The sequence below is a fragment of the Pseudomonas sp. NFACC10-1 genome (genome assembly GCF_900119195.1).
Lineage (GTDB): Bacteria > Pseudomonadota > Gammaproteobacteria > Pseudomonadales > Pseudomonadaceae > Aquipseudomonas > Aquipseudomonas cerasi.
The window spans coordinates 641012-654025 of record NZ_FPJB01000003.1; the positions used below are offsets into that span (position 1 = coordinate 641012).

Below are 13014 nucleotides of genomic sequence, written 5' to 3' on the forward strand. Positions count from 1 at the left end.
CTCGCACTGCGATTGTCGGCAAAGCTTAAACCGTTCGCATTTATTCATCTTGCCAAGGTCAGATCCACAGGATCCGTGCAAGCCCCTTCCCAATCCGTTCGGGTTCCATGCCTAAAGGACAATGTCATGGCGTCAATCGATAGCAAGGCCACCATCAACTACACCGTGCGAACAGGCCCGGGAACAGTGCAGGTCGACCCATCCTCGGGTGGCGATTCAAACTGGAGCATCATCCTTCAGCCTGACGGCAAAATCCTTGTCGGTGGCGAAAGCTTCCAGACTGCCATTGGCTATCCTGGCTCGACGGGCGATGAAAGCTATGGTACGCGCGGCAGCTACACGGCGGTGCGCCTCAACGCTGACGGCAGCCTGGACAACAGCTTCGGCCAAGAGGGAATTGCCCTCGTGCCCGGCAACCTGGACCCGGAAGATTATGCTTACTACGTAATGGCGGTGCAGGCCGACGGTAAAGTGCTATCAGCACAGCCAGGGCTTGGCGGTTTGAAGGTAGAACGCTTCAACGTAGATGGCACTCTGGACACCACTTTCGGCAAAGGCGGCGCGGCTGGCCTTGATGTACCGATCGGCGCTGATGGAATGGCTATTTACGCCACAGCAGATGGCTCGGTGTACGTCAGCCTTCGCGGCACGTCCCAAGCGATCGTGTTCAAGCTGGACAGCACCGGGGCGCCGGTCGAGGATTTCGGTGCCAACGGCGCACTTCTCCTCAACCCGACGGGGCATTACGGCACCGGTAATATCGCCACCGTTGTGCAGACCGACGGCAGCTTATTGCTCGGCAGTTGGCTGTATGTGGGCGCCGACGGCCCCCACGACCCGGGCGGTCCGGTTTATGCCGTTCAGCGACTTGCAACCGACGGCAACCTGGATACCGCGTTCGGTGTGGACGGTGTGGTGTATTTTGATACTGCGCTGGGGCTGGACTACCGGGCTGCGATAACCGTGCAAGCCGATGGCAAGATCATCGTGGCCGGCGAGAGTAACGACAATAACGCCTTCAACGTACTGCGGCTGAATGCGGATGGCTCGTTCGACACCTCCTTTAGTGACGATGGCAAGCTGACGATCCAGGTGCCCCAAGGCGCGAAGAACTATGCCCACTCGGCAATCGTTCAGCCGGATGGCAAAATCCTTATCGCCGGCGACGTGATCACCCGACTGAACGCCGATGGCAGCTTGGACACCACCTTCGGCAGCCAGGACGGCCAATACCACGTGGACGGATCCAGCCAGGCCAACCACCTGATTGGCAACGACACAGCCGAGATTATCCGTGGCCTGGGCGGAGACGATGTGCTGCAAGGCGCGGGTGGCCGTGACGTGCTGGCAGGCGGGACGGGCTCAGATATTTTCTGCTTCACCCAGATCAGCGACAGCTACCGTACCGCTACCGAAACAGGCAGCGACCGGATTCTGGACTTCGACGCCTCTCAGGACCGTGTCGATCTGATTTCGTTGGGCTTTACCGGCATTGGCGATGGCCATAACGGCACGCTGGCCATCCAGGCCAACGCTGAGGGCACGCGCACATACCTGAAAAGCTTCGATGCCGACGCCAACGGACAGCGCTTCGAACTGGCGTTCGAAGGCAACCTGACGGGGCAGTTTAACAGCACCAACCTGGTGTTCACGGCCCCCACCGTCGAAGGAACGGCTGGCAAGGACGTAATCACGGGAAGCGCAATGTCGGAAGTCATCTATGGCCTGGCCGGCAACGACCGTATCGACGGCGGCAGAGGCTCGGATGTGATCATCGGAGGCGCGGGCGCCGACTTGCTGATCGGCGGCGACGACCCGAACCTTTCGGTCTCTGGCCGTAATGGCATCAATGACGCTGACGTATTCCGCTACACGGCAGCCACTGACAGCTACCGCACGGACAGCCAGAGTTTCGTGGACCTGATTGTCCGGTTCGCAAACAACAACGACAAGATAGATGTGTCGGCGCTGGGTTACACAGGGTTCGGTGACGGTACCGGCACTACACTGAAGATGGCCTATAATGCGGATCTGGACCGCACCTACCTCAAGGATGTGGAACCTGACGCTCAGGGCCATCGGTTTGAGATTGCCCTCACCGACGACTGGACCCAGGATCTGGGCAACAACGATATGATCTTTGCGCCAACCGCGCAGGTGTCGATGGTGGGTGTGGCTAGCGCGTTCACCCAATCACCAGATATGGTGTAGCTGGGCAGAACATTGATGGGGTTCTGAGCAGTGGTGAGGGTGGCTGGCGCGCCTTTGGGCTTGCTGGCTGCCGTTATCCAGGGCGACGCTATTCTGGACAACAGCCACTCCACGAACTCATAAAAGTCGTTCTAATGCCCGCCACGGCCTGATGTCGATCCAAGGGTTGCTCAGCACGAGGATTCGATATTCGCATTCACCAAAATCACGGATCCCATTTATGAGATCTCGATTTTCTTTCAGCTCATCCTTTCTGATTATGTTGTCGCTGACAGGATGCGCAGCCAGTATGGATCCTCAAAAGCGCGATCAGCTTGGAGAAAGCGCGCTTTACGGCAGTTGGCGTGCTGCAGGTGTCTTCCGGAAATCCCAACTGGTCGAACTGACGCACCTGCGCATTTGATCTGCGCAGTACGAACACATCCTGGCCGAAGGCATCGGGTAGCCGATCCTCGACCTCAGATTCATCGTCGTAAGAGATGTCATTAGTCAGTGCCTCAACGAGCCGGATACGAAGCGAGCCTAGGCAACTGAGTCGGTAAGCGGTCACATGCCCCCTTGATTGTCAGACCACCGGCCTTTCACCAGCGGAAGTCGGGGCTTGCGTGTGCGCTTTTCGGGAACTCCCTGCCACCAGGCGATGGTCTCCAATGTGCTCGGCAGGCAGGGCCGGAAGCGCTGGCAAACTTATTGAATGTTGCTCCCTCAAAGTGATCTATAACGCTGTGATTAGTTGTCCCGGCGCCGCCATTCCAGCCGTCGATCAGGTTCGCTACTCCATCCAAAAGATTCAGGAAAAGTGAAAAATGGAAAAAGAGGCTTTTTTGCAACTGCTGGCTGCCGAAGGGTTTGGAACCGTTGTTGAAGTTGAGCGCGAAGCGTTTGGAACGCTGAACTCGCATGCCCACAACTTTGAGGCGATGGCGCTGGTTCTGCACGGTAGCCTCGTCATCCATAAATCTGATGGTGATTTCACCTACAACTCAGGAGATATTTTTCACCTGGAATGTAACGAGCCCCATTCGGAAGTGTTTGGTGAGCATGGCGTACGGTACCTCGTGGGAAGAAAGTGACGACGCTGGCCTTTCAGCCTGGATTCAAGTGATGTCAGACGTACAGGAAAGACCATGTTCGAACATCTCGACCTCAACGCGCTGATCGCCGCCTACGGCTATTGGGTCATCTTCCTGGGCTGCCTGTTGGAAGGTGAAACAGTGTTGATCCTTGGCGGTATCGCTGCGCATCAGGGCACTTTGCAATTGCTGCAAGTAATCGGCTTGGCCACGTTGGGCGGTATGCTCGGCGATCAGTTGTTATTCTGGACCGGACGTTATTCCGGGGAGCGCCTGCTGCCCAGACTCAAGCGTCACCAGTCTGCCATTAGGCGGGTCGAGGGGCTCATCCAGCGCTACCCCACGACCTCGGTATTCGCTGTTCGCTTTCTCTACGGCATGCGCCTGGTGGGGCCCATGGTAATAGGTGCAAGTGGCCTGTCGCCTTGGCGTTTCGCGCTTATCAATGTGCTGAGTGCGGCAGTCTGGGCAACCCTGTTCGTCTGCGCCGGCTATTGGGCCGGAGAGGCGTTACAGCATTTACTTGGTGACCTGAAGCCGTATCGCCTGCCAATCTTCCTTTCGGTGGTAGCACTGGTGACTCTCGCGGCGTTGGTGCGGTATATGCGTCGCCGATCCAAGGCAACGCATGATTGAGGTGGCGGTGGAGTCGGCGTAACGGCAAGACGCCCTTCAGTGACGGACAGAGACCTGTCTGTATTGGAACCGCTGTCTGCGTCGGGTCCACCAAGGGGTTTTAGGCCATGAGACCCGCCATGAACCCCATTCGTAATTCTCCGTCTTTCATCCCGCCCGCTCATTCGCCTGCAACTCAAGCGCCATCGCCTGGCACTGCGCTGCATGCTGCAGTGGTCAGTCGCGACAGCAAGGCCGTAGCGCAGCTGCGCAATGAGGGCGCGCGCGCCAATAAACTGGATGCACAAGGGCACTCGCCTCTGGACGTCCTCGACACTATGCGTGATATCGACGAGCGCAGCCGTTCCAGTCTGCGCATGGCATTACTGCAGTCACTCAACCCGACTGCGCCACTGGGCTATACCAAGCCCGAGGCTCTGCACGGAACGCCCTGGGGGCTGGAAATCCTGCAGTCGGGAGCGCTCAGGGGCGGTGTCAATGATGCAAAGGGTGGAACCCAGTCTCTTGAAGGCAAGGTGTTTTTCTCTGATCGAACGCGGGAGAGTGCGAGCGCTGAAACCACTCGTGCAGACTTGCGCAGCAAGCCCAGAATCTATGCGAAAGGTGAGGGGATGCATCCCAGCAATGCTTACTCGCGCGCTCAGCAACACCGAATGGCGCAAGTGATCCTGCATGCGCTGGACAACGGCAGATCGCTCTCCACCAATGAACTCGCGCCATCGATCGAAGTGAGCAGCCCAGAGACGCTGCATATCGAAGGTGCTGCGTGGCTGCAACGTTTACTGCATGGCGGGTACATCAATAAATTAGGCGGACTCCCATTCATCAATGCCCCACTGGGCGAGCATCTGGACTCACTGAAGTTACCTGGCTCGATTGAGTTGAGAGTCGATGGGCAGGTAAAGAAGTTACAGGGTGAAGAGCTGAATCGCTTTTATCATCAGGCGGCGAGTGAACTGCAGCGTTCTCTGGAAAATGGCAAGGCCCCTTACCTGGGTTTGTTGAACAAGGGAGCCATTGTTCCACTGGTGTTCGGTTTCGAGAAAATCAACAACCTGTCTACGCATGAAATCAAATTACGCTCGAAAACCACGCAGCACTCTTATCAGGATACCGAGCACCCACTTGCCGGAAGTCCGGAGAATGGTGGGAAGCTGAAAGAAGTGGAGGTGCGTAGCCTGGGTGATTTCGCCACATTGTGCCTGGGGTGCGCGGTCAAGGGCTTTGAATTGCCTACCGACATAGTCGTGCGTGTTAAAGGCCAAAAAAGCGAAAAAGCTCAGTATCTGGACGCGCAACAAATACAGGCATTTCGGCAAAACCTGGCAGCTCAAGTGGCCGAGCAGGCAAAGGGGAAGCCTCTGGGAGCACTTCCTTTGCATCAGTTGCAGGAGATCAATTCTCGACTGCGGGCTGGCGATTTAAGTGGCTGGAGCAACGTTTGAGAACGGGCGGGCGATGCGTGCCTGACAGCATTCATCGTCCCTGCCTGGCAGCTGTGCAGTGCTCAGCACCTCACTCTTTCGGAAAGTCCGCGCCGATGCTGATGTCGCGAACCTGCTCGATCTGCTTCAAGCGTGTCTGACGATCAGCCACCACGGCGTCATATCCCCAGCTGCCCAATACAAGATGACGCGGCGCGTCGGGTTTTTGGGTCAGGGCGACCATCGCCTCTGCGGCGCGTACCGGGTCCCCGGCCTGATTGCCACTCGATTGTCTGGTCGACTCCAGACGCTTGCTGGCAGTGTCCTTGTAGTCGTCGATGCGCGATGGCGTCTGGCGCAATGAGCGTCCTGCCCAGTCGGTGCGAAACGGTCCCGGCTCTACGCACGTGACGGAAATCCCCAATGGCTTGACCTCCGCGAGCAGCGCGTCGGAAAAACCTTCGACGGCGTGCTTGGAGGCTGCGTAGTAGCCCGATCCCGGAAAGCCGATCAGGCCGGCAACCGAAGTGATATTGATGATGTGGCCGCTGCGTTGCTCACGCATGATCGGCAGCACGGCGCGGGTGACGGCGAACAGGCCAAACACGTTGGCATCAAACTGGGCACGGATTTCAGCATCCTCGCCTTCTTCGATCGAGCTCTGATAACCGTAACCCGCATTGTTGACCAGTACGTCTATTCTGCCGAACTGTTCCTTTGTGGCAGCCACGGCGGCTTCTATCTGGTCTGCCTTGCCGACGTCGAGGTCGACCACCAGTACCTGGCCTTCCGCACCCTCGGCCAGGTCTGCGACTCGCGACTTGTCCCTGGCCGTTGCCACGAGGCGCCAGCCGCGCGCGATGACAAGTTTGGCCAGTTCGCGGCCGAAGCCGGTGGAACAGCCGGTGATGAACCACACCGGGGTATTGGTCGATTCGCCTGCCATGTCATTTTCTCCTTCACAAGGGGTCTGATGGTTGTGACAGGGCATAGCGTGGGTCGTTTCATTGAGTCGCCAGTCGGAATCACGCCTCGGCAAGCGGGTCCTCAGGAACGCTTCTCATCGCTGCCTGATGAGCCAGAAACAGCTGTTAAATCAGTTTTTTGGCGCTAGAATCGGCGCGCCTCAAGAAGTCTGGCCGATATCCACCGGGTATCAGCCATAAGCCTTTGTACAGATGGCGCAACCTCTGTCAGGCTTTTTTTATTGCCTGTATTTCGGGTGTAAACTTGCCTTTCGCGCACTGGCGCTTTCAGGTCCCGTGAACATGACACAGATCTCCGAACGTTTCCTGGTGCAGGCGCATCTTGATGCCAAACAGCCCAGGACGTTGAGCCCGGCAGAGCAGGCGCGTTACCGTGCCGACATTGCTGAGGAACTCAAGAAGCAGGACGCCGTGCTGGTCGCTCACTATTACTGTGATCCGGTTATCCAGGCGCTGGCCGAGGAAACCGGTGGCTGCGTGGCCGACTCTCTGGAAATGGCGCGCTTCAGCAATAACCACGCGGCCAGTACTGTGCTGGTGGCGGGTGTACGTTTCATGGGCGAAACCGCGAAGATCCTCAACCCGGAAAAACGCGTCTTCATGCCGACGCTCGAGGCCACCTGCTCGCTCGATGTGGGGTGCCCGGTCGACGAGTTTTCCGCTTTTTGCGACCAGCATCCGGAGCGTACGGTGGTGGTGTATGCCAACACCTCGGCAGCGGTCAAAGCCCGTGCGGACTGGGTAGTGACCTCAGGCTGTGCGCTGGAGATCGTCGAGAGTCTAATGGACAACGGTGAGAAAATCATCTGGGCGCCAGACAAGCACCTGGGCCGCTACATTCAGCGTGAAACCGGTGCCGACATGCTGTTGTGGGACGGTGCCTGCATCGTCCACGAAGAGTTCAAATCCAAGCAGCTCGAAGACATGAAAGCCTTGTACCCCGAGGCTGCGATTCTGGTTCACCCGGAGTCGCCGGAAGCGGTCATCGAGCTGGCTGACGTGGTCGGCTCCACCAGCCAGATGATTGCTGCAGCGCAACGCTTGCCCAACAAGACGTTCATCGTCGCCACTGACCGCGGCATCTTCTACAAGATGCAGCAGCTGTGTCCGGACAAGATCTTTATCGAGGCGCCTACGGCCGGTAACGGCGCGGCGTGCCGGAGTTGCGCACATTGCCCGTGGATGGCGATGAATACGCTTGAGCGCACCTTGCAGTGCCTGCGTGAGGGCGGTAACGAGATATTCGTCGACCCGGCGCTGATCCCCAATGCCGTGCGCCCATTGCAACGCATGCTGGACTTCACTCAGGCAGCGCGCTTGCGACAGGCAGGCAACGCCTGACCGCTGTGATGAAAAAGCCCGACTGAAGCGTCGGGCTTTTCATTTGTGGTCGTATCGGGCGCCTTGCGCCGGACGATCAGTTCATCATGTCCTTGACCATCCGCTCCTGCTCGATCAGATCCTTTTGCCGCGCATCGATCCGTGATGCCAGCTGAAAATTATTGGCCGCACGGCGTTTGGCGAAGTCCAGCTGCTGGATCGCCTGACGGAAATCACCGACCAGCGCAAAGTACTCGGCGCGCGCCTGATGCAGCCCGATGGTGTTGCCATTCAGGCCACGGGTTTCCGCCACGACGTACCAGATGTCCGGATCGTCCGGGCGGGTCTTGAGCAGCGCTTCAAGGCTTTTCTCGGCTTCGGCCGTGCGGTTCTGCTTGAGCAGCACGTCGATACGCACGTCGTTGAGCGGATAATTGCCGGGGTACAGCGTCAGCATGCGATCGACACGCTGCTGCGCATCGGCCAGCCGGTTATTGGTGATGTCCAGATCGATCTGCGTCAGGTTGTAGGTAATGTCGTTCGGCGCTTTTTCGAGCAATGGCTTGAGGGTTTCCCTGGCCTCGTTCAACTGTCCGCCCTTGATCTGTGCGATGGCCAGACCATAGCGCGCCGGATCGGATTTCGGGTTTTCAACCAGTTGCGCACGGAAGCGCTTGGCGGCGATGCCAGGCGTTTCTTCATAGATCAGTGCCACGCGGGCGCGCATCAGTTGATACAGCACGCTGTCTTCCTTACCGCCCGGTTTGGCCTGTTCGGCACGGTTGCGTGTGTCGGCGATCCGCGATTCGCTGACCGGGTGAGTCAGCAGAAACTCCGGAGGTCTGGCGTCGAATCGATATTGGCGCATGAGGCGCTCGAACATGGTCGGCATGTTACGCGGGTCATAACCGGCCTTCTCCAGGTTGAGAATGCCGATGCGGTCGGCCTCCTGCTCGTTCTGGCGTGAAAAGCGCCGTTGCTCCTGGATCGCGGCGGCCTGTGAGCCGGCGATGGTGGCGATACCCGCATCACCGGCGCCTGCGGCTGCCATGACGATACCTGCCAGCATCGCGGCCATGACTGGCACCTGCATGCGTTGCTGGGCTTCTATGCCTCTGGCGAAGTGGCGCTGCGACAAGTGAGCCAGCTCGTGAGCCAGTACCGAAGCGTACTCGCCCTCGGTCTGAGCATTGAGAAACAAACCGCCGTTGACGCCGATGATCCCGCCGGGTGCGGCAAAGGCGTTGAGTTGCGGGCTGTTGATCAGGATGAATTCAAGCCGCCGGTCCTGAACCTGACTGGTCTCGGCAAGGCTGTAGACCGAGGTTTCGACGTAGTCCTTGAGTTGCGGGTCCGACAGCTGCGCCACCTGGCCGCGCAGCAACCCCAGCCACGCACGGCCCAGACGGTGCTCCTGTTCGGGAGAGACAATCGAGGAGCTGGCGTCACCCAGTGAGGGGAGGTCATCCGCCATGCCGTGTGTAGCGAACAGGCAGGCGAGAGTGAGCAGTGTAGGACGCAAAAAATTCATGCACGAAGCTCTGGTCAGAAGAACCTGTACTGTAGCTGGCTCAATGGCGTGCTGACCAGAGTGAGGTATTCTTGCCGCCTTGTTCGTGCTGCCTTTTCGGCCCCGCTTTGTAATTCGATGTGTCCGCCTGGAGAGAAACGATGTCTGACGCTGTAGTGCGCCCCGAGGCCTGTGATGCCGAACTGGATGCCAGTGGTCTCAACTGTCCGCTGCCCCTGCTGAAAGCCAAGATGGAGCTCAACCGCCTGGCCAGCGGCGCGGTGCTTAAAGTCATTGCCACCGATGCCGGTTCGCAGCGCGATTTTCGAACCTTTGCCAGGCTTGCCGGGCATGAGTTGCTGTATGAAGAGGTCGATGCTGGCATTTATCGTTACTGGCTGCGCAAGGCCTGATCCATTGCTGCGGTTTTTTTCGAAAAGGATGTTTGATGTTCAATGTGCTTCGCAATTGGGTGCAACGCTATTTCTCTGACGAGGAAGCGGTGGTCCTGGCAGTTTTGCTGTTTCTGGCGTTCACCCTTGTCCTGACGCTGGGCGGCATGCTGGCGCCGGTTCTCGCCGGTCTGGTGCTGGCGTTTCTGATGCATGGCCTGGTCAGTGCTCTGGAACGCCTGCACATGCCTGAAATGGCCGCCGTCGGTCTGGTCTTCACCCTGTTCATCGGCGTATTGCTGGTGTTCCTGCTGGTGTTGGTGCCTCTGCTCTGGCATCAGTTGATCACCTTATTCAACGAAGCACCGGGCATGCTTGCCAAGTGGCAGTCGGTACTGCTGTTGCTGCCCGAGCGTTATCCGCATCTGGTGTCCGACGAGCAAGTGCTGCTGGCCATTGAAGTCGCCCGTGGTGAAGTGGGCAAGATCGGTCAGTTGGCGCTGACGTTCTCGATCTCCAGTCTGCCTCTGCTGGTCAACCTGATGATCTATCTGGTGCTGGTACCGATTCTGGTGTTCTTCTTCCTCAAGGATCGGCACATGATCGGCCGCTGGGCGCGTGGTTATCTGCCCCGTGAGCGTGCCTTGATCAACCGGGTGGCGGATGAGATGAAGCGCCAGATTGCCAATTACATTCGCGGCAAGGTCATCGAGATTTTCATCTGTGGTGGCGTGACCTACATCGCTTTCGCCGCGCTCGGGCTCAATTACGCGGCGCTGCTGGCAATGCTGGTCGGCATATCGGTGGTCGTGCCTTATGTCGGCGCAGTGGTGGTCACCGTGCCGGTGGCGTTGATCGGTCTGTTTCAGTGGGGTTGGGGTGATCAGTTCATCTACCTGATGATCGCTCACGGGATCATTCAGGCGCTGGATGGCAACGTGCTGGTGCCTCTGTTGTTTTCCGAGGCCGTCAATCTGCACCCGGTCGCAATCATCTGCGCCGTGCTGTTGTTCGGTGGGCTGTGGGGGTTCTGGGGGATCTTCTTTGCGATTCCGCTGGCCACGCTGTTCAAGGCCGTGCTCGACGCCTGGCCACGCAATGAGCCGACGGTAGCCCCGTTGCTTTGACGCGATCATTGCGACAGCAGGACTGAATCGCTGCGGCACCTTGCGCGCCGCAGCGGGGCATGCTGATCAGCCTTTGTTCAGGGCTTCGGCCTGCGCCAATACTTCAGCCACATGGCCTGGCACTTTCACACCGCGCCATTCCTGACGCAGTACGCCTTCCTTGTCGATCAGGAAGGTGCTGCGGTCGACGCCCAGGTATTCCTTGCCGTAGAGCTTCTTGAGCTTGATGACGTCGAACAGTTGGCAGACAGCTTCGTCCTTGTCCGAAATCAGCTCGAACGGGAAAGACTGCTTGGCCTTGAAGTTTTCGTGGGTCTTCAGGCTGTCCCGGGAAACACCGAGCACAACCGTGTTGGCTGCCTGAAACTGCGCGATATGGTCACGAAAGTCCTGGCCCTGCGTGGTGCAGCCGGGCGTGTTGTCTTTCGGGTAAAAATAAATCACGACCTGCTGACCCTTGAGCGCAGACAGCTCGACAGTCTGTCCGCTGGTAGCGGGTGCCTGAAAATCGGGAACCGGATGATCTACTGTGACAGTCATGAGGACTCCTTACATTGGGGCTTGTGGGCGCCAGGGTTCGATCAGTGCGTCCAGATTCAACGCGTCGGCGAAATCGAGGAATTGATCGCGCAGCCAGCTGATCTGCGTCCCGGCAGGCAGTGTCACCGTGAACGTGGCGTTGAGCATGGTGCCGCCGGTCTGCGGAGCCTGATAGGTGTCGCAGATCAGGTTCTCCAGCTCGACGTTGTGGTCGATGAAGAACTGGCACAGCTCATTGATGATGTCCGGGCGGTACGCCGAGCTGACGTAGGCCACGTAGGGCAGGGCTTCCGGACGGTTCTCCAGCGTGGCGCTGCGCACGACGCTGGTCGTGAACGCATGCTTCTTGGAGAGACTCGCCAGGCCGGTTTCAAGGCGCGCCAGAGCGTCCCAGCTGCCCGACACCTGAAGAATCAGCGCACTGCACTCGCCGTGGCGGGTGAGGCGCGAGGTGACGACCGAGCAGCGGTTTTCATGGCTGGCGCGGCACAGGACGTTGGTCAGCTCCATGGGGTTTGCGCCAAGGGCACTGATGACAAGGAATTGTTCGCGAACTGTGGGGGTGGACGACATGCAGCATTCCTAGACGATGAGCGGTCGGTACTTTTTCGGACTTGCGGGGCTGTTTCGACAATCGATGGCGCAAGATAACTTGCCGGGTCCCTCGGCGCTTGGCCTGCATGGATATACCATGACTGGGCTGGAGTGCGCTGGGGCAGGGCTTCTGGCGACAAATTCGACCGATTGAGCGAGGTGCGCAGGTGACCAGTACCGATCAAAGGACGAAGGGTAGCGAAAACCATCGCTCAGGGGAATGCTCAGAGCGCGGTACTTCGCTTGTACAAGGCTGATAGCGCCAGTACCATTACGGCTCTCTTTTTCCGGCAGGAGCGGTTGCATGATTGCGGGCAGTATGGTGGCACTGGTCACACCAATGGATGCACAAGGTCGTCTGGACTGGGACAGCCTGAGCAAACTGGTTGACTTCCACTTGCAAGAGGGCACCAACGCCATTGTTGCCGTAGGCACCACCGGTGAATCGGCGACGCTGGATGTGAACGAACACATCGAAGTCATCCGCCGGGTGGTCACTCAGGTTGCAGGTCGCATTCCGGTCATCGCCGGTACAGGCGCCAATTCGACGCGTGAAGCCGTCGAACTGACCACCAACGCCAAAAATGCGGGTGCCGACGCGTGCCTGCTGGTGACGCCTTACTACAACAAGCCGACTCAGGAAGGCCTGTTCCAGCATTTCAGCCACATCGCCAATGCCGTCGACATCCCGCAGATCCTCTACAACGTGCCGGGCCGTACGGCCTGCGACATGCTGCCAGAGACCGTTGCGCGTCTGTCGACGGTAAAAAACATCGTCGGCATCAAGGAAGCCACCGGCAACCTGCAACGCGCCAAGGACATCCTGGCCAGCGTCAGCAGCGATTTTCTGGTGTACTCCGGCGACGACGCTACAGCAGTCGAGTTGATGCTGCTGGGTGGCAAGGGCAATATTTCCGTCACCGCCAACGTTGCACCGCGCGCCATGAGCGATCTGTGCGCAGCGGCCATGCGTGGCGATGCGCAAACGGCCCGGGCGATTCACGAAAAGCTCATGCCGCTCAACAACACCCTGTTCATCGAATCCAACCCTATCCCCGTGAAGTGGGCCTTGCATGAAATGGGTTTGATGCCAGACGGTATCCGTCTGCCGCTTACCTGGCTCAGCGAAGCCTGTCATGAACCGCTGCGTCAGGCCATGCGCCAGTCCGGCGTCCTGGTTTAATTGAGGAAGTATCACGCA

Annotated in this window: 12 protein-coding genes and 2 pseudogenes; 8 read left to right on the forward strand and 6 right to left on the reverse strand. The window is 58.5% G+C overall.

Going from position 1 to position 13014, the window contains the following annotated elements; genetic code table 11:
- Positions 1-126: 126 nt before the first annotated feature.
- Positions 127-2211 (forward strand): calcium-binding protein, encoded by a 2085-nt coding sequence (locus BT119_RS11650; protein WP_072365722.1) that lies wholly within the window; start codon positions 127-129, stop codon positions 2209-2211.
- 355 nt (positions 2212-2566) lie between these two features.
- Here BT119_RS11650 and BT119_RS26780 read toward each other — a convergent pair.
- Together BT119_RS26780 and BT119_RS27815 are read right to left on the reverse strand one after the other, a co-directional pair.
- Positions 2567-2659, reverse strand: a pseudogene (locus tag BT119_RS26780) (twitching motility protein PilT); the annotation flags it as partial.
- Between the two features lie 167 nt (positions 2660-2826).
- Positions 2827-2963, reverse strand: a pseudogene (locus BT119_RS27815) (TIGR03756 family integrating conjugative element protein); the annotation flags it as partial.
- Positions 2964-3017: 54 nt separating this feature from the next.
- Here BT119_RS27815 and BT119_RS11660 point away from each other — a divergent pair.
- The 3 genes from BT119_RS11660 (at position 3018) to BT119_RS11670 (ending at position 5365) form a co-directional block, all read left to right on the forward strand.
- Entirely contained in the window at positions 3018-3284 is a 267-nt protein-coding gene (locus BT119_RS11660) for a cupin domain-containing protein (protein ID WP_003351897.1), read from the forward strand.
- Positions 3285-3338: 54 nt separating this feature from the next.
- Positions 3339-3920, forward strand: a complete 582-nt coding sequence (locus tag BT119_RS11665; RefSeq protein ID WP_003368249.1) for a DedA family protein — start codon at positions 3339-3341, stop codon at positions 3918-3920.
- Between the two features lie 119 nt (positions 3921-4039).
- On the forward strand, positions 4040-5365 hold the full coding sequence (locus tag BT119_RS11670) for a hypothetical protein (RefSeq protein ID WP_072365726.1): 1326 nt from the start codon (positions 4040-4042) through the stop codon (positions 5363-5365).
- 70 nt (positions 5366-5435) lie between these two features.
- On the opposite strand, the gene BT119_RS11675 is transcribed toward BT119_RS11670, so the two are convergent.
- Positions 5436-6290: an oxidoreductase gene (locus tag BT119_RS11675; RefSeq protein ID WP_072365728.1), complete on the reverse strand. Its 855-nt coding sequence runs from the start codon at positions 6288-6290 to the stop codon at positions 5436-5438.
- A gap of 322 nt (positions 6291-6612) precedes the next feature.
- Between BT119_RS11675 and nadA the strand changes: the two genes are divergently transcribed.
- Positions 6613-7671, forward strand: coding sequence for a quinolinate synthase NadA (gene nadA, locus BT119_RS11680; RefSeq protein ID WP_003368256.1), 1059 nt, complete (start codon positions 6613-6615; stop codon positions 7669-7671).
- A gap of 76 nt (positions 7672-7747) precedes the next feature.
- Here the strand turns inward: nadA and BT119_RS11685 are convergent, their stop codons facing one another.
- Positions 7748-9181, reverse strand: a complete 1434-nt coding sequence (locus BT119_RS11685) for a M48 family metalloprotease (protein WP_003368258.1) — start codon at positions 9179-9181, stop codon at positions 7748-7750.
- Positions 9182-9321: 140 nt separating this feature from the next.
- Here BT119_RS11685 and BT119_RS11690 point away from each other — a divergent pair, with 140 nt between their 5' ends.
- Together BT119_RS11690 and BT119_RS11695 are read left to right on the forward strand one after the other, a co-directional pair.
- Entirely contained in the window at positions 9322-9573 is a 252-nt protein-coding gene (locus BT119_RS11690; RefSeq protein ID WP_003368260.1) for a sulfurtransferase TusA family protein, read from the forward strand.
- A 35-nt stretch (positions 9574-9608) separates the two neighbouring features.
- Complete coding sequence (locus BT119_RS11695) at positions 9609-10679, forward strand: AI-2E family transporter (RefSeq protein ID WP_003430845.1); 1071 nt, start codon at positions 9609-9611, stop codon at positions 10677-10679.
- Positions 10680-10745: 66 nt separating this feature from the next.
- Here BT119_RS11695 and BT119_RS11700 read toward each other — a convergent pair whose 3' ends face one another.
- Positions 10746-11219, reverse strand: coding sequence for a peroxiredoxin (locus BT119_RS11700; RefSeq protein ID WP_003317382.1), 474 nt, complete (start codon positions 11217-11219; stop codon positions 10746-10748).
- A gap of 9 nt (positions 11220-11228) precedes the next feature.
- Positions 11229-11792 carry a glycine cleavage system transcriptional repressor gene (locus tag BT119_RS11705; RefSeq protein WP_003368263.1) on the reverse strand — a complete coding sequence of 188 codons (564 nt, stop codon included), beginning with the start codon at positions 11790-11792 and terminating at the stop codon, positions 11229-11231.
- 325 nt (positions 11793-12117) lie between these two features.
- Here BT119_RS11705 and dapA point away from each other — a divergent pair, with 325 nt between their 5' ends.
- Positions 12118-12996 (forward strand): 4-hydroxy-tetrahydrodipicolinate synthase, encoded by an 879-nt coding sequence (gene dapA, locus BT119_RS11710; protein ID WP_003368265.1) that lies wholly within the window; start codon positions 12118-12120, stop codon positions 12994-12996.
- Positions 12997-13014 lie beyond the last annotated feature (18 nt).